The 17,401-nt window shown below is 37.0% G+C and carries 30 protein-coding genes; 27 read left to right on the forward strand and 3 right to left on the reverse strand.

From position 1 onward, the window contains the following. Nucleotides 1-74: 74 nt before the first annotated feature. The 3 genes from SPD53_RS01940 to SPD53_RS01950 are packed head-to-tail and all read left to right on the forward strand — an operon-like array spanning nucleotide 75 to nucleotide 1,108. Nucleotides 75-287: a hypothetical protein gene (locus SPD53_RS01940; RefSeq protein WP_156855856.1), complete on the forward strand. Its 213-nt coding sequence runs from the start codon at nucleotides 75-77 to the stop codon at nucleotides 285-287. Nucleotides 288-331: 44 nt separating this feature from the next. Next, on the forward strand, nucleotides 332-697 hold the full coding sequence (locus SPD53_RS01945; protein WP_336251491.1) for a YppE family protein: 366 nt from the start codon (nucleotides 332-334) through the stop codon (nucleotides 695-697). Nucleotides 698-709: 12 nt separating this feature from the next. Further along, nucleotides 710-1,108 (forward strand): cytidine deaminase, encoded by a 399-nt coding sequence (locus SPD53_RS01950; protein ID WP_336251492.1) that lies wholly within the window; start codon nucleotides 710-712, stop codon nucleotides 1,106-1,108. A gap of 398 nt (nucleotides 1,109-1,506) precedes the next feature. Here the strand turns inward: SPD53_RS01950 and SPD53_RS01955 are convergent, their stop codons facing one another. The 3 genes from SPD53_RS01955 to SPD53_RS01965 all read right to left on the reverse strand — a co-directional run bounded on the left by SPD53_RS01955 (nucleotide 1,507) and on the right by SPD53_RS01965 (nucleotide 3,610). Next, a complete protein-coding gene (locus tag SPD53_RS01955) occupies nucleotides 1,507-2,658 on the reverse strand; it encodes a tyrosine-type recombinase/integrase (protein ID WP_336251493.1) in 1,152 nt (383 codons plus the stop codon). A gap of 99 nt (nucleotides 2,659-2,757) precedes the next feature. Continuing rightward, complete coding sequence (locus tag SPD53_RS01960) at nucleotides 2,758-3,174, reverse strand: ImmA/IrrE family metallo-endopeptidase (RefSeq protein ID WP_336251494.1); 417 nt, start codon at nucleotides 3,172-3,174, stop codon at nucleotides 2,758-2,760. A gap of 13 nt (nucleotides 3,175-3,187) precedes the next feature. Beyond that, entirely contained in the window at nucleotides 3,188-3,610 is a 423-nt protein-coding gene (locus SPD53_RS01965) for a helix-turn-helix domain-containing protein (protein ID WP_336251495.1), read from the reverse strand. 323 nt (nucleotides 3,611-3,933) lie between these two features. On the opposite strand from SPD53_RS01965, the gene SPD53_RS01970 reads away from it, so the two are divergent. The 24 genes from SPD53_RS01970 (at nucleotide 3,934) to SPD53_RS02085 (ending at nucleotide 17,128) form a co-directional block, all read left to right on the forward strand. Next, on the forward strand, nucleotides 3,934-4,194 hold the full coding sequence (locus tag SPD53_RS01970) for a helix-turn-helix domain-containing protein (RefSeq protein WP_442946172.1): 261 nt from the start codon (nucleotides 3,934-3,936) through the stop codon (nucleotides 4,192-4,194). Further along, nucleotides 4,195-4,470 carry a hypothetical protein gene (locus tag SPD53_RS01975; RefSeq protein ID WP_336251496.1) on the forward strand — a complete coding sequence of 92 codons (276 nt, stop codon included), beginning with the start codon at nucleotides 4,195-4,197 and terminating at the stop codon, nucleotides 4,468-4,470. Between the two features lie 48 nt (nucleotides 4,471-4,518). Continuing rightward, the gene (locus SPD53_RS01980) at nucleotides 4,519-4,728 is read left to right on the forward strand and encodes a hypothetical protein (RefSeq protein ID WP_336251497.1); all 210 of its coding nucleotides are present in this window, start codon (nucleotides 4,519-4,521) and stop codon (nucleotides 4,726-4,728) included. A gap of 13 nt (nucleotides 4,729-4,741) precedes the next feature. After that, entirely contained in the window at nucleotides 4,742-5,116 is a 375-nt protein-coding gene (locus tag SPD53_RS01985) for a hypothetical protein (protein WP_336251498.1), read from the forward strand. After that, on the forward strand, nucleotides 5,113-5,445 hold the full coding sequence (locus SPD53_RS01990; protein ID WP_336251499.1) for a hypothetical protein: 333 nt from the start codon (nucleotides 5,113-5,115) through the stop codon (nucleotides 5,443-5,445). Before SPD53_RS01985 ends, SPD53_RS01990 begins: the two co-directional genes overlap by 4 nt. An 87-nt stretch (nucleotides 5,446-5,532) precedes the next feature. Continuing rightward, nucleotides 5,533-5,751 carry a hypothetical protein gene (locus SPD53_RS01995; protein WP_188857416.1) on the forward strand — a complete coding sequence of 73 codons (219 nt, stop codon included), beginning with the start codon at nucleotides 5,533-5,535 and terminating at the stop codon, nucleotides 5,749-5,751. A 16-nt stretch (nucleotides 5,752-5,767) separates the two neighbouring features. Beyond that, complete coding sequence (locus SPD53_RS02000; protein ID WP_229782682.1) at nucleotides 5,768-6,001, forward strand: hypothetical protein; 234 nt, start codon at nucleotides 5,768-5,770, stop codon at nucleotides 5,999-6,001. Between the two features lie 106 nt (nucleotides 6,002-6,107). Continuing rightward, entirely contained in the window at nucleotides 6,108-6,554 is a 447-nt protein-coding gene (locus SPD53_RS02005; RefSeq protein ID WP_336251500.1) for a sigma-70 family RNA polymerase sigma factor, read from the forward strand. A gap of 50 nt (nucleotides 6,555-6,604) precedes the next feature. Continuing rightward, nucleotides 6,605-7,024 (forward strand): hypothetical protein, encoded by a 420-nt coding sequence (locus tag SPD53_RS02010; protein ID WP_336251501.1) that lies wholly within the window; start codon nucleotides 6,605-6,607, stop codon nucleotides 7,022-7,024. Further along, nucleotides 7,021-7,305, forward strand: a complete 285-nt coding sequence (locus SPD53_RS02015; RefSeq protein ID WP_336251502.1) for a VRR-NUC domain-containing protein — start codon at nucleotides 7,021-7,023, stop codon at nucleotides 7,303-7,305. Before SPD53_RS02010 ends, SPD53_RS02015 begins: the two co-directional genes overlap by 4 nt. Further along, complete coding sequence (locus SPD53_RS02020; protein WP_336251503.1) at nucleotides 7,295-8,503, forward strand: DEAD/DEAH box helicase; 1,209 nt, start codon at nucleotides 7,295-7,297, stop codon at nucleotides 8,501-8,503. The genes SPD53_RS02015 and SPD53_RS02020 overlap by 11 nt, the downstream gene beginning before the upstream one ends. After that, nucleotides 8,500-8,766 (forward strand): hypothetical protein, encoded by a 267-nt coding sequence (locus tag SPD53_RS02025; RefSeq protein WP_336251504.1) that lies wholly within the window; start codon nucleotides 8,500-8,502, stop codon nucleotides 8,764-8,766. The genes SPD53_RS02020 and SPD53_RS02025 overlap by 4 nt, the downstream gene beginning before the upstream one ends. Continuing rightward, on the forward strand, nucleotides 8,763-10,301 hold the full coding sequence (locus tag SPD53_RS02030; RefSeq protein WP_336251505.1) for a DUF1351 domain-containing protein: 1,539 nt from the start codon (nucleotides 8,763-8,765) through the stop codon (nucleotides 10,299-10,301). The genes SPD53_RS02025 and SPD53_RS02030 overlap by 4 nt, the downstream gene beginning before the upstream one ends. Nucleotide 10,302: 1 nt before the next feature. Continuing rightward, nucleotides 10,303-11,217: an AAA family ATPase gene (locus SPD53_RS02035; protein WP_336251506.1), complete on the forward strand. Its 915-nt coding sequence runs from the start codon at nucleotides 10,303-10,305 to the stop codon at nucleotides 11,215-11,217. Further along, nucleotides 11,214-11,441 carry a hypothetical protein gene (locus SPD53_RS02040; RefSeq protein ID WP_336251507.1) on the forward strand — a complete coding sequence of 76 codons (228 nt, stop codon included), beginning with the start codon at nucleotides 11,214-11,216 and terminating at the stop codon, nucleotides 11,439-11,441. Before SPD53_RS02035 ends, SPD53_RS02040 begins: the two co-directional genes overlap by 4 nt. A 2-nt stretch (nucleotides 11,442-11,443) precedes the next feature. After that, a complete protein-coding gene (locus tag SPD53_RS02045; RefSeq protein ID WP_336251508.1) occupies nucleotides 11,444-11,893 on the forward strand; it encodes a DUF669 domain-containing protein in 450 nt (149 codons plus the stop codon). A gap of 3 nt (nucleotides 11,894-11,896) precedes the next feature. Next, on the forward strand, nucleotides 11,897-13,558 hold the full coding sequence (locus SPD53_RS02050; protein ID WP_336251509.1) for a DNA polymerase B: 1,662 nt from the start codon (nucleotides 11,897-11,899) through the stop codon (nucleotides 13,556-13,558). After that, nucleotides 13,559-13,702 (forward strand): hypothetical protein, encoded by a 144-nt coding sequence (locus SPD53_RS02055; RefSeq protein ID WP_188857397.1) that lies wholly within the window; start codon nucleotides 13,559-13,561, stop codon nucleotides 13,700-13,702. After that, on the forward strand, nucleotides 13,699-14,079 hold the full coding sequence (locus tag SPD53_RS02060) for a hypothetical protein (RefSeq protein ID WP_336251510.1): 381 nt from the start codon (nucleotides 13,699-13,701) through the stop codon (nucleotides 14,077-14,079). Before SPD53_RS02055 ends, SPD53_RS02060 begins: the two co-directional genes overlap by 4 nt. After that, nucleotides 14,076-14,342 carry a hypothetical protein gene (locus tag SPD53_RS02065; RefSeq protein WP_188857390.1) on the forward strand — a complete coding sequence of 89 codons (267 nt, stop codon included), beginning with the start codon at nucleotides 14,076-14,078 and terminating at the stop codon, nucleotides 14,340-14,342. The genes SPD53_RS02060 and SPD53_RS02065 overlap by 4 nt, the downstream gene beginning before the upstream one ends. A gap of 3 nt (nucleotides 14,343-14,345) precedes the next feature. Then, entirely contained in the window at nucleotides 14,346-14,612 is a 267-nt protein-coding gene (locus tag SPD53_RS02070) for a hypothetical protein (protein WP_336251511.1), read from the forward strand. Further along, nucleotides 14,609-14,731 carry a hypothetical protein gene (locus tag SPD53_RS02075; RefSeq protein WP_336251512.1) on the forward strand — a complete coding sequence of 41 codons (123 nt, stop codon included), beginning with the start codon at nucleotides 14,609-14,611 and terminating at the stop codon, nucleotides 14,729-14,731. The genes SPD53_RS02070 and SPD53_RS02075 overlap by 4 nt, the downstream gene beginning before the upstream one ends. Continuing rightward, a complete protein-coding gene (locus SPD53_RS02080) occupies nucleotides 14,728-15,243 on the forward strand; it encodes a dUTP diphosphatase (RefSeq protein ID WP_336251513.1) in 516 nt (171 codons plus the stop codon). The genes SPD53_RS02075 and SPD53_RS02080 overlap by 4 nt, the downstream gene beginning before the upstream one ends. Nucleotides 15,244-15,292: 49 nt before the next feature. Next, nucleotides 15,293-17,128 carry a phage/plasmid primase, P4 family gene (locus SPD53_RS02085; protein WP_188857381.1) on the forward strand — a complete coding sequence of 612 codons (1,836 nt, stop codon included), beginning with the start codon at nucleotides 15,293-15,295 and terminating at the stop codon, nucleotides 17,126-17,128. Nucleotides 17,129-17,401 lie beyond the last annotated feature (273 nt).

Consider the following 17,401-nt stretch of genomic DNA (forward strand, 5'->3'; position numbering starts at 1 on the left):
TTCTAGTTTTGTCGACGGGGCAGGAGACTAAACTTCCTAGCGCGAATGACTAAAGGGAAAGGGAGGAGATGCTAATGTCATTTGCATTGCAACAACTATATGTAGCTGACGGAATTAAGAAGCAGGACACAGAAAAACTCTTAATGGAAATAGCAGAGCAACTCGAACAAATAGATGTTATAATAAAGAATAGAACTGATCATGAAATCTGGAAGTTATTTCAAAAGCAACAACAAGAGATGGAAAAAGTTGAAACTACGATCGGAAGTTTATTACAATATAGATAGAAAGAGAATTAGACTTTCATTATTTACACACAAGGTGGTCAGTCATGTTAATGGTTAGAGAACAAACAGCTAAGTTAAGAGAGCATCTCATTCGTCTTAAAGAAAGATTTGAAAATACTGCTCCACCTAAAAATCGCCGGGACAGGGACTTCTTTCAAATGGTAAAGGGAGAGACAGATCCGGTATATGAACTGCTTGAACAATGGGAAGAAGCAACACTAGAAATAGTGAAGCAAAGGAAAGTGAACGTTCACCCGCACCAGGTCGTATCTACAAGAGAGAATATGGAGCTACTGCTTATGCATAGCTACTTTATAGATGCCCGGCCGAAGCGGTATATGGAACTGTATAAATCTATTCTCTATATCTTTGACCAATTACTTCAGGAATTAGAAAATACTAACAAATAATGGGGGAGAATTATGTATCAACAATCATTAGTTCAACAAGCGATTGATAGTATGGAAAACGCGTATGTGCCATATTCGAAATTTGCAGTGGGAGCGGCAGTACGAACGAAATCAGGGAAAGTTTATACAGGCTGCAATATTGAAAATGCAGCTTACCCGGTCAGTTTATGTGCGGAGCGAGTAGCAATATTCAAAGCAATATCGGATGGGGAAGCAGAATTTGAAGAAATGGCTGTTGCAGCAGATACGAACCGTCCCGTACCACCATGCGGTTCTTGCAGACAAGTGATGAGCGAATTTTTCTCGCAAGATATGGAAATCCATCTCACCAATCTAAATCAGGATATTAAAACATTTACGATGGAGAAGTTGTTGCCATTTTCGTTTACTCCGACTGATTTGGACGCTTAATAATAAAATAAAATAATCTAGTAAATCACTTTGTTATTACTATTAAAAAACACACCATAATAAAATTTAACTTGGTGTGTTTTTAGTTACGCATACTTTATTTCCTGCAATACATCTTCACTCAATTATTCTTCACCGCCAAATATTTTCTTGTACTTTACACTGATTATCACTGAATCCAAATATATTTCTTATTTTACTCTTCTGCCTGGTTCAATTTTGTGGAAAAGCATTAATATCTATAAGCATTGACCCAACTTGACTACACACCCATTTAATAATAACCTTTGATAAACAGATATGTTATGATATATAACATTAATTGGTTCGAAAAACATTGATAATACCGGGGTTTGGGAGGTTGTTTTTTAAAAGTCCCCCCCAAAACCTCCCCCAGTTTAACTATTTATCGCTTTACTAAATATTTCTACCGCTTGTAAATCTGCATCTTCATCAGAATGGCCATAAGTTCGATGAATTTCTTCAGCAGTGTTTCCTAATCGCTTTGCAACCGTAGCAACGGAAACTCCCTTATTTAATAAAATAGTTGCATGCGTATGACGTAATCCATGCGGGGTTATTTTTTTAATAGCATTTTTTTCAATCACAGATGATAAGGCTTGATTGATTGCGTTATGACTAACCGGGATTCCCCCACGATTTGAAATGAAGACAAGATTATCTTCTTTTAGATGTTCCCCATACTTGAATTTCTTTTGTTTGCACCACGAACGATATTCTTTTAAATTATTAATTGTGTTAATATCGACAGGAATAGATCGATAACTATTTAACGTTTTTGGGGGACGGATACCATGCTCATCTCGGGTCCGTTCTATTTTTATAATCCTATTTTTAAAATCAATATCGCGCCAACGCAAACCATGCGCCTCACCTTTACGTACACCTGTATTAGCTATGAAGAAAAATAAAGCATTCATTGTTATGCTTGTTTGGCTTTTAGCAGCATTTAAAAGCTTATTTAACTCTGATTGACTTAAAAAATTATCCTCTTTCTTATTCCTTTCTGGAATGGTGATATGAGATATATTATTTTTCTTAATAACTTCGTTTGTTACAGCTGCATTTATAGCGATTTTAAATGTATTATGAAATAACTTTATAGAGCTTGGTGCATAATCTTCCAGCAAATCATTAATGAATTCTCTTTCATAAGTCATGCCGTCAAGTTTCGATAATTTGTATTTACCGATTCGCGGTTTGTAAATATCATCGATGTATCTCTTACGGTCTTTTTGTGTAGTAATTTCCCAACCAACATGCTTAGTTTCATACCAAATATCAAGCCATTCCGATACAGTTATGTTGCTGTTCTCGACTTGTTTTGTGTCTCCATTACTAATAGCTATCCTAACCTCTAAAAGCTTCCTATACGCTTCATTTTCGCTTGTGAAGCTTTGTTTAGATTTTTCCCTGCGCTTACCAAGCTCGTCATAATATCGGTGTCTGAACATCCAGCGTTTTTCTTTCTTTGCTGTGAAATAATAATACAGCTCTGAATCCTTCTTTGTCTTGTGTAATTTTGTCATTAATATCTATCCCTTTCGTATGCATGGACAGATGCTTGTTTAGGGGAGTAGATATTTTTTTATTTTGCATCACCTCCTTAAAGTGAAACGTGTGTTCTTTTAAGTGTAAAATTTTTTATGGAGTAACTGTTCAGGTACTCCGTAATCTTCAGTAGCTTCTTTGATTGTTATAGCATCAATATTGTTTTGATTAAATAAAAGTTCTAACATAAATTCATTGGCTTCCTGTTCGATTTTACTTGTAGGATAGTAAGTGTTAGCTTTTAAAAATGCTGTATTTAAATCGGGATGCAACAATACATGCCCTAATTCATGTGCACAGGTAGTCAATTGTTTTTCGTAAGGGAGTGATTCATTGATGTGTATGATAGAAGTACGATTAAACCTGCTGAAATAACCCAGAGAACTCCCTAAGGGTTCAAATATAACTTCAATATTTAAAGCCTTTGCAAGTTCAAAAGGATTGTTTGTGCCGTACTTCTTAACTAATTGACCCACCTTCTTTTTTATTGCCACGGAATCAGTCCCTTTATCTGTATTTCTTAGGAGTGAATTTCTTTTTAGCTAACCGCTTATGCATTCTTAATGCATTTTTTAAAGATGCGATCATGATTTCTCTATTTTCCTCATCTAATTCATCAAGTGTGCTACCATCGAATGCTGCAAACCCCGATTCACTTTCCACATTATTGATAATATCCTCTAGTTGTTTTTCAATATCTCTTTCGTCTTTTTCTGTTAGATCGTAGTAACGTTTTTTGTCGGTACGACCAAGAAGATAATCGGTGGATACGTCAAAATAGTCGGCTACTTTGATTAAATTGGTTCCCTTAGGTATATTTTTCTTCCATGAATATAAGGAATTTCTACCAATTTCTAGTCTTTCTTCTAAAGTATTCACAGAAATACCTTGTTCATCGCAAAGATTTTTTAGGCGATCAAAAGCATTCATATCAACGTTTCCTTCCATTTAAGCACCCGTTAATTAAAACTACTTTTAAAAAACTTCAATAAAACTGTTGACTTTTAAAACTAGTTTTAATATACTCTAGGTAAGCTATTTGATTAGCGAAAAAAGACAATAAAAAATATGACCTATCTAAAAACATTTTTACGCTGGGGAGCAGATAAAATGTGTAGTTACAGGCTTTTTAAAGTCTTATTTAGCTATGTCTATATATTAAATCTAGTTTTAATTTTTGTCAATGCTTTTCGCTAATTATTTAGCTAATTATTAATTTGTGCGCTGTGATACCTAGCCAATGAAGGTATATCATGTATGGATTTATAGCTTATGTGGCGGTAGCAACGCTAATAATACAAGGAAGTGAGGGGTGTGAAAATATGTCAGATGATTTAAGTATTCGTGTAAGAAATGAGCTTTACAGAAAAAAGATGAAACATGGAGAACTTGCAGAGTTGCTAGGAATATCAGGACCATATCTTTCAGACATTCTTAATGGAAGAAGAACAGGCCCAAAAGCACAGGAGCATATTAAGCACATTTGCACAATTTTAAATATCAGGGGTGATTAGATGATTCCTGCACAAGTTCAGATTGATATAAACCAAGATGAAATAAGAAATTATATCAACCGAAAACTGGATGAAAGTATTAACGAGTCGCTTTTCACTTGGGATATTAATGAAATGGCAAAACGAACGTGCATGTCAAAATCGTTCCTGGAACAAGAAATACTTCATGATCCACGGATGAAGTTATTGGAACGTAGGAAAGAAAAAGGGAAACGTTTTTGGTTTTATGAAGAAAGCTTAAATGTAATTCGTGAAATTATGGATGAATGGCAGTAAAAATAAAAAAGTGCATGGACAGATGCTAAATCAAAGGGAGAGAGAAAAATGGCACACGAAGAACTGCAATCTTATCAGGAACGATTTTACGAGATAGATAAATGTGATGAACCAATCCGAACAAGGAGATTAGGTTCGTTAATGAATGACCTGGAACTGACGTACAACATTCCAGTTTTGTACGACAGAAAATATAACGAAAAAAATGAAGAAGTAATGAATTTATATCGTGCAGTAAGCTATGCAAGAAAATTTTAGGGAGGGATAAGTGATGTCATACGAACCATATCCCTGTGATAACTGCGGAAAGATGATTCTGTCAGATAACGACGATTTTCATTTTGAAGTAGTTGACAGGCAAGGTATTAATGTTTCTAATCCAGATGCCTGTACAGTGTGCATGAACTGCTGGGATACAGAGGGTTACGGAAAAGAATATTACAGACAGCAGGAACTTAGAGATTTGGAGTATGCACCGTGGTTGAAAGGGGTGATTGTAAAAATGTTTAGCAACGAACTACTTGATTATGTAGCAGACGGTGATCTACACGCCAAATTATCAACTGTTGAATACTCCACAGATTTACGCGAAATCGTTACAGTTGGACAAATGATAAAACATGCGAAAGGGAGTGGGAGTGAATGACTGACCAGATACAAGAAGCCAAAGAATGGCTAGGAGATATAAACGTAATCCTTTCTAATCAAAAGACTAAAGAAGATTATGAGTACGGTAAAAAGAGGGCGGATGCGCTTCAATACCTTATCAATCGTGTTGAAGATTTAGAAAGCGCAATTGCTACTGGACAACATGTTAGTAATCTAATGCAGAAGAAAATAGAGCGCTACAAACAGGCTTTGGAAGATCTCTTATATTCAGATGATCCCGAAGTTATAAGGGTAGTCACCGAAGCACTGAAAGGAGTGAATCAGAATGAACAAATGCATCGAATGCGGAAGCCCGCCAAGAAATAAAAGAAGCTTATTGTGTGATGTTTGTTTTAAAAAAATAGTAAATGATAAGTGAGGTGAAGAAAATTGGCTCTTAAAGAACACTACCTCATGGAGGATTGGCAACAAATGCTGGATGAAGTAGAAAACATCATGAACACATCAATTAATGCTTTGCATATGGCTGAAAATGCGGAATTTAGTTCTAAGAGGGAAGTCATGTTGAAGCTTGAACGTTCGTTGGATACACTTCATGCTCTTAATCGCAAGAAGATTGATAGAGACATTAGCGAACAAGCTACATCTTATTTAAGAAGGCACATGTTTTGAAGGGGGGTGAACGACTTTGGAAAAACCTAAAGGAATGACCTACTCAAGAAACGCTATTTATGCAGTTTACAAGGGCGATGATTTCTTGGTTATGGGCACTCAAAAAGAATGCGCTGATGCACTAAATGTAAATCCAGAGTTTATTCATTGGATGACAACACCAACCGGGAAACGTCGTTTTGAAAGTCGGGTGGATAAATCAAAAGCACTGACTGCATTAGTTGTCGATTGGGAAAGTGAGGGGAGGTGAGTTTCATGCCAACAAATGACTTTCTGTTCGAAAAGGAATATATCATAAGACGCGTTTTACGCATTCATTTCCGAGCACAATACATTTGTGAAAGTACCGGATTGAAATGGATGATTTAATCCAAGTCGGTAGGATTGCCCTATGGAAAGCAAGTGAAAATTTTCGACCAATGGAAGATGGCTTGTCTTTTGACAGCTATGCACATCGGATCATTCGTTTGAAATTGCTAGACTATCTAAGCTATTTAAAGCGACCAATCCGCCAGTGTGATTATAGCGAAAGTATAAATGCGGAGATAGTTGAAGGTATAGAGATTGTAGAAACGATTCATTCTGAAATAAATCTTGAAGAGCAAGCTTTAGACAGGTTTTATTTTGAGGAAGTTTCATCTGGCTTCAATAAACAAGAAAACAATCTATTTCACCAACGAATTGCAGGCTATACCTATAAAGAGATTCAAAGCAACCTTGGTATTAAAGGTAAAAGCTTTAAGGTCCTTAGAGCTAACATGGTTGAGAAAATAAAAAACCACCAGCGCCAACTGGTGATTTAAGAAAAAATATATATTACTGACATTATAACACGAGGGGAGATTTTTTTAAAATGGATGTTAATGTAAATACACATTTGAAGCAATCAGAAATCAATGGTCTTTTTAACGAAATGGAGCAACTGAAAAAACAGCGTAAGAAAGATATGGATCTCATTAATAAGAAAGAAGCAAAAATAATTGAGCACATTTTAGAACATGGAAATGTCCTTGCTTATAAAGATGATGTGCCGCATATTTTGTCGGTCGTTAATACGCATACTCGTAAATTTGATAAAGCAAGACTTGCGGAAGAAACAGGTCGAACTCAAACAGAATTAAACGTGGTCGGAATTGCTGAACTTGTTGAGGATAACCAAACATCATCGGAAGAACTGGAAGACTATTTCTATGAAGAGCCGAACCAGAAATTAAAAGCACGTAAAGCTAAAAAGTCAGATATGGATCTACTCCGTTCTAGTGGTCGTATATGAGCGAAAAACGCATTGAAAATGCAATACAACGTTACCTGGACAGCTTAGGCGCTTACCATATTAAGAATCATGGTTCTATTTATAGCCGTGCTGGCACACCGGATATTACAGCATGTGTAAATGGGAAGTTCGTGGCCATTGAAGTGAAACAACCGGGTGGTGTGGTTAGTCCGCTTCAGGCGGCACATATAGAGTTAATTCGTAAATCGGGAGGTGCTGCCTTTGTCGCTTACAGTCTCGAAGAAGCGAAGGAAAATCTTAAGGAATTCCGTGTTATATGATTTTCAGAAAGACTTACTCAATAAAATCGATCCAGACTATTTGATTGCTGCAGATACCGGTACCGGAAAAACCATGATGGCTATTCATCATTACATCAGGCATTCAAATGGTGAACCGTTATTGATAGTGGCTCCTCCACAAAAGATAAATGAAGGTGGCTGGGATCGTGAAATTGATTTTGTTTCCAATCATTATGGTATCGACATTGAGTATGAGTCATTAAGCTACGGTGTCCTTGCTAGGCGCTGGAAAGAGTTCGCTGGCTGGTTTGTCGTCTATGATGAGTGCCATTACATTAAGAACCCAACAAGTCAACGTGGCAAGGCAGGAATTAAGCTTTCACAGGCTAGTACGAACTTTCTCCTACTGAGTGCTACACCAAGTTCTAACGGGTGGGAGGACACGATTGCTTACATGATTATGTTCGGTCATTACAAGAATAAAACACAGTTTCTAAAGCAACATGCGATTTATGAGGACAAATTCTTTGGCAACCGAAGATTTAAGGCCGTTGTCGATTTCACAGAAAAGGACAAGCTAAACAAACTCTATCAGTCTTTTTCTATCAGACTAGCAAAAGAAGAGTGCCTTGATCTACCTGGAATACATCACGAGCCAATAGAGTTTAAGAAGTCGACAGAATATAACAAGATTCATAAAGATAGAGTCCTGGAAGTCGACGGTGAATTAGAACTTTATGACACGGTCCAGAAACTTCAGTACGGCTTACGGTACTATGCCAATCAAAAGGACAAGCTGAAATATACAGAAATGTTGGCAGAAGGGACAGAAGAAAATATTATCATCTTCTACAACTTCACAAAAGAAAAAGATGAATTGGTTAAGGCAATGAAGAAATTAGGTAAGACCGTTTATGAAGTGAGTGGCCAGAAATTCAGTCTTCCGAGTGAAGAAGAAAAAGATGGCTTGAAAAATTCAGTCACCATTGTTCAGTATCAAGCCGGGGCTGCTGCCATTGAATTACAGTATGCAAACATCGTCATCATTTATACGCCAACGTATTCATATCAGAATCATGATCAGGCACTAGGTAGGGCATACCGTAACGGTCAAACTAAAAAAGTAACTGTATATGAATATGTGACAAAAGGGTCCGTTGAAGAAGCTGTTTATGCAGCATTGAAACGGAAGGAAGATTTTACAGAAGAATTGTTTAAAAAGGAGATGAGGATGTGAGTGAGCAAATCATGCTTGAAAACAAACGTATTTTAATAGGTGGAAATGAATATCGACTTTCAATAATAAAGAACATTGAACAATGTTATGAAGCTCATCTGTCGGATGTAAATAGTCAATTTACGGCTAAAATAAGATTTTATGCATTGAAAGAAGTTGAAAATAAATTAATGGATTGGTTAAGAGCTATGAATGCTCAAAATGACCCAGAATTACGCGTGTTCGATACGATTAAAAAATGGGATGGAGTTGTAATGTTATGAGTTCCCTTCTCCAACGCGACGAACCGAACGTAACAGAGAACCGCCATAAATATGTTGGTGGTTCGGACGTTCCGGTCATCCTTGGATTAAGTAAATTTAAAACACAGTACGAACTAGCAAGTGAAAAAGTTGGTATCACGAAATCGGATTTCCAAGGAAACGAATATACAGCTTACGGCCATGCAATGGAGCCACAGATTCGGGAGTATATCAATCTCACTACCGACTATGAATTTGTAGAAACATCTACCATCGATGAAGAAAACAGTATTCGGGCCAACACAGACGGTGTGGATTATGATGCAAAAACATTACTTGAAATAAAGACACATGGCGCTGTACCAACAATAGAAGTCTATAAAGCACAGATGCAGGCTTACATGTTTGCAAATGACTTAGAACAAGGGGTTCTTGCACTATATGAACGGCCGGCAGATTTCAATTTGGAATTTGATGCTAAAAGATTAGACACTTCTATTATCGTAAAACGTGATGATGATTTCATAAAGAACCTACTTCATGAGATTGAACTATTTTGGAAAAGATGCGATTGGCTTTCTAATAATCGTGGTGCAAGCGAATGGGATTATAACAACTGTTTACCAGAAAATATTATACCAGGAGGAAAGAGGCCTATGGCTACAGAGTTAGAAGTAAAAACGGTCAAATTTGAACCAGCTATCATTGAATTTAACTATGAAGAGATTGAAAAGCAACTTGAAGAAAATCTTAAAAAGTATGAGGGTTTAACCTTCACAGAAAAAGAAGCGAAGGAATGCAACAAGGTCATTGCTGATTTACGAAAAGGCAAGCGCTTAGTTGATCAGTACCGGGTCAAAACGAAGAAACAACTGACAGAACCAATTAAAGAGTTTGAAGCACTGACTAAAAAATTGAATGAAAAGTTTGATTCTGTCATTGATCCTCTTCTGGAACAGTCAAAAGCTTTTGATGAGAAACAGCGTGAGGAGAAACGGATCAAGGTGGAGGGTATTCGTAATCAAGTCATTGAGGATTTACAGCTTGCGGATGAGATTGCGGACCAACTTGTGATTGAAGATCGTTTCCTTAACAAATCTACTACTCTTAAATCGATTGAAGAGGAGTTACACGAGCAGACGAATGCAATCATTGCCCAAAAACTAACGGAAGAAACACAAAAAGAACTTATTAAGCAACATGTAGAAATTACCAATTTAAAGCTGGGTACCGAACTCTTAGAAAGTAGTTATATACATTTAATTGGTCATAAAGAAAATGATGAGATTAAACAGATCATTGAAGATGATGCAAAGAATGCCATTAACCAGTTAGAGCAAAAGCGAGAAAAAGAATTAAAAGAAAAACGGATGGCTGGTGCCGAGAAAATGCACAACGAGTTCAAGCAAGAAATTAAACCACCAACCACCACAGAGGATGAAGAGCAATTCATTGAGGTTTATGAAGTGGTTGGAACGGAATCACAGCTTGATGCATTGGAAGCTTTTATGAAGCAAAACAATATGACTTTTAAAATTGTTGAGGAGGAAAAATAATATGTCAATATCAATTTTGCCGAAGAACGAAAGGAAGGTAGCGAAAGAAACGCCGCGTAACTTTGTGATCTTTGGAGGAACCATGCATGGTAAAACCTACTTTGCAGATGAGTTTCCGAATCCGTTAAACATGAATACCGATGGAAATGCTGAAATGATTGAAACACCGTCTATCAATATTCGCAACGAACGAAATGCAAAAGGGGAAATCACCAAACCAGCAAGTGAAATCTTAATCCAAGCAATCACGGAACTTGAAGCAGGTAACCACACATTTGAAACAATTGTTATTGATGTAATAGATGATGTTGTAACGCTCTTTGAACAAGAAATTATCGAAGAACATGGAGTAAAAAACATTGGTGATATTGGTTGGGGGAAAGGTCATCAGACTCATGAAATGATGGTCCGGGTCCTGGTTATGAGATTGAAAGAATTGACCATGAAAACAGGGATGAATGTCCTCTATTTATCAAGGGTCAATGTCATTACAGAAAATGATGTGGAACGTTATGTCCCTTCACTTAAATTGAAATGGTTGAACATTGTCAATGGAAATAGTGATTACACTATTCTATGCCGCAAGGTTGGAAAAAACTATATTCGTAGAGTTGATTCTAAACGTAAAAATTACACTCGGGACAAAGTAGACGATGAGCGCATTGCTAAATTACTTGATACGGTTTCCGGTGCTTATGATCGGTCGCAGAAAACTTCCAAGAAAGAGCAAGAGGCCATCATTAAAGAAGAGGAAAAACAGCAGGAAGTGGAGCGTGCTTTGAAGCAGCAGGAACGTGAAGAAGCGCTCGAAGGGGATAAGCAAGAGAAAACAACGGAAGTTAAGGACACTAAAGAGCCAGAACCAAAAAAGCCTACTCCAAGAACGCGTAAACGTAGGAGAGTGGCAACAGAATGAATAAATACACTGTTAAAACAGATGAAGCTCATTTCAATTGGATAAAAGAAGATATTCAGCATGATATAAATAAATTGGCAGAAGTCTTCCAGAATCCAAACGTAGTCATTACAGAAGATGAACTGAAAGTGTTTAAATTAAGATATTTGGAATTGAAAGGGCAGCTTGAAGCCTGGAATAGTGAATCATTAAGAAGAATTAAATTACAAAAGGAGAATGATTAAATATGAGTTTAATGGATGCAGCAGCAAAAATTTTAGCAGAAGGTTTTGACGTAAAGAAAGGTGCAGTTAGTGACTTTGAAGAACTACCAGAAGGAACATATGAAGCAATGCTTGAACATGTTGAATGGAGAACTAACGATGATGGATTTGAATGGTTATCTCTTCAATTTGAGATTCTTTCAGAAGGCTATGAAGGTCGTAAGTATTTCGGAATGATCTCTTTCCACAACGAACGGTTCATGAATATGAACATTAAACTTGCACTTCGCGTGGCTGGTGCATTGGGAGTTGAGTTGAATCCGGAGGATTTTGAAACACCAGAAACTAGTTTAGTTGATGCATTCGAGAATGGTGTGGGAATAGAGGTAGACCTTACGTTAACCAACTGGGAAAACAAAAAAACAGGGAAACGCGGTCAAAACTTCATTTGTGACGAACCGCAGTTTGAGTAAGTCATGTTTACTTTTTATAAAGTAACTGCTTCTGGCTACAATGATTGGTCAGCGGTGTTTATGAAAGATGATGAAATAACAACAATTATAGACAAGGGCGCTTTAGAGCGCCTTTTGTCTCAAATAAGCTTCCTGGTTGGTTATAACAATTACAGTATGGATGATAAGTTGCTTGCCAGTATTTTAAAAGGCATGGATCCATACGAATCCTTACAAAGAATACTAGGAAAGAAACGCTTCACTTTAAATTTACAAAATCCAATTAGCATTGACTTAAAACAAGAGCTTCCCGATTTGGATTTAAAAGAAATACAAGCAAATTTATCTTATGACATTTCTAAGACAGACATTGAAACAGACTTGAAAACTATGCAATTTATTTTTAAAGAAAGAGAAGATTATTTCACCAGTAAATTCGAGGTCGTGAAAGAATTTCAGCTTCCGGCATCATCTTTAAAAAAGACCAGGGTCAACTTGGCCAGTGATGTTTTAAAATCACGAAAAGGTAAAGATGCGGATCGATTGAACTTATCTTTTGATAAACAGCTTGCAGTTGCCGAACTTCCTAAGCCCGTCATTGATTTTTATAAAGATATTCAGAAACAGTTCCAGGGCGGTCGAGATTTTAAAGACTTGGAAAAACAAAGGTTCACCTTTAAGTTAGCAGGATTAGATCACATTTATGGATTCGGTGGGTTGCACGCTGCTAAAAATAATTATGCTTCAGAAGGTCATTTCATGCAGATTGATGTGAAGTCTTATTATCCTTCCTTGATCTTGAATAATGGCTTTTTAAGTGGAAAAGCGCAAGATTATTATCAGGCTATATATAACGATAGAAAGAAATTACAAGCACTTGAAAGTCCTATAGAAAAAGCATACAAGCTTATATTGAATATTGTCTATGGCGGGTTGAAATCAAAGTGGACAAACCTTTATAATCCCCAAGCTGCTAATAATGTAGTTGTAAATGGCCAACTGATTCTTACTCATTTGATTTTATTATTAGAGAAGTTTTGCGAGATTATCCAAACGAATACAGATGGAATTATTATCAAGTACGAACCAGTAATGAAAGAATCCATTTTAAAAATCGTTCATTTGTTTGGAGAACATTATTCTTTAGATTTTACGATTGATTACATTAAACAGATTGCCCAGCGCGATGTGAACAATTATGTAATTAAATATGACGATGACACGTTACACGCTCGTGGCCGGTTTGCGAACCATGAAGGTGGGAACTATGAGCGAAATAGCTTAACGATTATTGATAAGGCATTAGTTGATTACTATATGGACGGAATTAAGCCAAATAGGACGGTTTTAAACGAGTGGAGGGCGAATAGGCTCGAAAGGTTTCAGAACGTCGTGAAAGCCGGGAAATTTGACGGAATGGCACACGAAATGAAAGAGGATACGTTACTTGAAGGGACGTATACTAGTCATTTTGAAAAGCTTCCAGATGTAAATCGCGTTTTTGCTTCCAGGGATAAATATTCCGGGTCCATCTATAAAACAAAAAAAGGCGCGGAAACCAAATATACAAAAGTTCCTTATACATCGGAAAACTGCTTGGTTTGGAATGAGTCACTAGACAAATTAAACAAACGGCACATTGATTTGAATTGGTACATTAAAGAAATTGAAGGGTGGATATTTTAGATGCGGAAATTCACCAAAGGAGAAAAGTATAGGCCAATTGTGAAGGTCGATAAAGTGAAGAAACATGTTCCAACTGTGATTTATGTATCTGGTAGGCGTTATGTACTTGAGCATAGTAATCAATGGAAGGGTGGAGGGAAATGAAAATAACAGTAAATGAGCAACCCCAGCAATTCTGGCTAGCGATGAAAGAGTGGACACCGGCCGTCGGGCATGGCATTCAGGTAGGAGATTACCAATTTTGCGCTATCCCGATTGGTAAGGGGGACCGACTAAACGTATCCGAGGTAACGACAGGAGCTAAAATTATGATCATTCCTGTGAACATTTTTGATTATCTATTCATGTCCACGAAAGAAGGGGCAATTAAATTCTTTTATGAAGTTGGCGAAAGAATTGAGGAAATTATAAGGAAGCACGGCACATTTGGTGAAGAACTGGAAAAAATACGGAAAGTTGTACAGGATCGGCTGGGAGAAATGCCGGAAATTATAAATATTGAGTTGGAGGAATTAGAATGAGACCACTATATGTAATTGCCGAACAAGGCACAGGTAAACTTTATGCGGGAGATAAAATGGTTAGAGATTATTATACAGGTGAGCGAATGAGTGCTTGGATCACTGCTTATCCGAACAAAAAGAAACCTGCACTCTATGCATCTAAAGCAAAAGCTAAAGAGCGATTAGAGTATCTTAGTCCTTATTTTTATGTGAGAAGAGCCAGAGGTAGAGAATTGAAGTGGGCAACACCAGAACAACTTTCAGGACCGAAGGGAGACTAACCAATGAACTACATTGACACCGGAAAACGGATTGGTGAACTTGTACAATCCAAAAATGAAATGTATGGAGATGCTTTTCATATGAGCGGCGAATTTTTAAACATACTCTATCCTAATGGAATTAAACCGGGTCAGTATAACGATATGCTTGGACTCATTCGTTTATTTGACAAGCAAATGCGGATTGCAAACGGGAACCAGGGTGACGAAAATGCTTGGAATGATATTGCTGGATATGGGATTTTAATGAGTGGGGAGGAATCTGAATGAATATGCCTACACCATGCCCAGAATGCGGGGAAATCTGCGAATTTGATCGTATGAAAAATATTGGACATGTATTGTATTGTGATGAATGTTATGAGGAATTGGAGGGTGAATCTGAATGATTAAAGTAGGTTTCAAGAAACTAGCAGATGATGCAATTTTGCCAGCAAGGGCACACTACAGTGATTCAGGTTTTGATTTGTTCGCAAATGAGAATGTGACTATTGAACCTGGTGAAACGGTAGTTATTAAAACAGGAATAGCAATTAATCTACCTTATGGATATGAAGCACAGGTAAGACCAAGAAGTGGTGTGACAAGTAAAACAAAATTAAGAGTGCAGCTTGGAACGATTGATAATTCGTATACGGGAGAAATTGGGGTAATTGTTGACAATACGAACGATTTTCCACCAGATGTCTCTTTTCGTTTTCTTGGAAACACATTTAATATCAATGGAACTGTTATTGATAATTTATTTTGTAAAAACGAACATGGAACGTATCTCGTCAAAAAAGGCGACAAACTATCCCAGCTGGTCATTCAGAAGTTACCGCAAGTACATGCCTATGAAATAGAAAAACTACCAGATACGGAACGCGGGTCCAATGGATTTGGTAGTAGTGGATACTAATTAATTTATTCTATTATACCACATCGCACCATAGAAAAGAGGTGATTGCTTGCTTCGCTTTATCGAATTAGATGGCAAGGTACCGAAGCATGACTTTAAGACTTTTTCAACAGATCATAAAAATTATGATGATGCAGGGGTCATTTTAAATAAAGATATTATTGTAGTAGATTTTGATGATTACACGGACATAGGTGGCTTGATTTATTCAAGCCATCCTACTTTAAAAGTACATACCACCAGAGGGTTTCATCTGTGGTATAAGAGGCCAACAGCAGAAAATATTCGAACACCATTTCGTAACTATACCGACAAATTAACAGTCAGTGGTGCAAAGGTGGATTATAAGACTGGCACCAGGGCACATGCCACCATTAAACAAAATGGCAAACTAAGACGAATGGAAAATGAGCAATATCTTGATAATATAAATGACTTGCCAGAACTGCCATTTCTTCTTTACCCGAGCAAGTTAAGGCATGACATTTATCAAATGACAGACGGGCAAGGACGAAACAGTGCCTTATACAGTCATTTGTTGTCGACCTTAGAACAATACTCATTAGACGGCGAAACATTAAATGAACTTGCCGATTTCATCAATAAATACGTATTCGCGAAACCACTTGATGAGCGTGAACTCAAAAACACTATCCAATCAGTTAAAAATAAGAACCCTGCTCCAACCAAACAAAAGTATCTGGACCCGAAAGATATTATTATGACCAGCGAGGTTCTGGTGGAGAGATTGGATATTCATTTATATCGAGGGAAACTTTTCTTTAAGCAAGATGATCATTTTATTTATGATAATAATTTACTCTTAAGAGCCATCGATAAACTGATAGCCCTTAAACCAAATCAACATAAACAGCTGCTTGATCTATTCCAGATTAAATCAACACTACAAGATGCTGACGATTTACCCGTACAGTTCGCGAACGGATATGTACTTTATGACAATGAAGTGGTTGAAGTGGATCCAGGCTTTACACCATATTACTTAAATATTGATTATAAAGAAGATGCTTACGATGAGCATGTGGACAATTTCCTTAATTGGTTTACATGTAACCGGAAAGATTTACGCAATGTAATAGAGGAAATGTTTGGCCATGTTTTGATGACAAAAGGATTTCCCCACAAGTCATTCTTCTTTTGGGGAGAATCCGGTAGTAATGGAAAGTCAACTTTAATTAAGATGCTGCAGGCATTCGCTGAGGGGCTACACACAAATGTACCGCTTGATAAGTTTGAAGATGATACCAGTGTGTACAGTTTGATTGGTACGCTCCTTAATGTGGCGGATGACATTGACGCTTCTTATTTAGACAAGTCCAGTAACTTTAAAACAATTGCTTCTGGTGATCCGGTGATGGTTAGGCCCATATACCAAACAGCTATCGCTTTTAGCAATAAAGCAACGTTGGTTTTTACTTGTAACGAATTGCCCGTCTTTAAAGATAAGTCTGGTGGGATTAAAAGAAGGATGCAAATTATACCGTGTGATGCGGTTGTCCAGGAGCGTGACGTGAGCATTGATGAAAAACTGTCCAGTCCGAATGCAAAAAGCTACCTTCTCAAACTTGCGCTTGCGGGGGTAGAAAGGATACTGAAGAATGGTGATCTGTCGAAGTCCGAAACGATAGAAGATGTTACGAGACAATATTTCGTAGAGTCCGATAGTGTTGTAGCATTCTTAGAAGAACACGATATGAATGAAAAGGTTACTAGTGCGGCCTATCGTATGTATGCCGCTTACTGTGAAGAACATGGTTTAAATGCTGTAGGTAATACAGAATTTGGTCGCCGCTTGAAGAGTGCTGGGTATGGCAAGAAAAGAATTACAAAAGATGGTAAACGTCCTGAAGTATATGTTAAATAATAAATCTGTCATAGATAGAGTCATAGACATAGCATAAACATCTATGACAGCCCATTAACTTATGTATATCAAGGCTTTCAAGGTTTTTCAATGAACTTAAGTGTCATAGATGAAAAAAACATCTCTGACAGTCATAGACCCTTATTATATATAGCTTTATAGTATATTTTATTCTTACTGTCATAGATAAAGTAGTATATATAAAACAAAAATAAAAAATAAGAAAAAAAGAACAATAATAAAAATATAAAAGAATTTTTTCCCGTATCTCTG

The organism is Oceanobacillus sp. MO10714A, assembly GCF_037072045.1.
Lineage (GTDB): Bacteria > Bacillota > Bacilli > Bacillales > Amphibacillaceae > Oceanobacillus > Oceanobacillus indicireducens.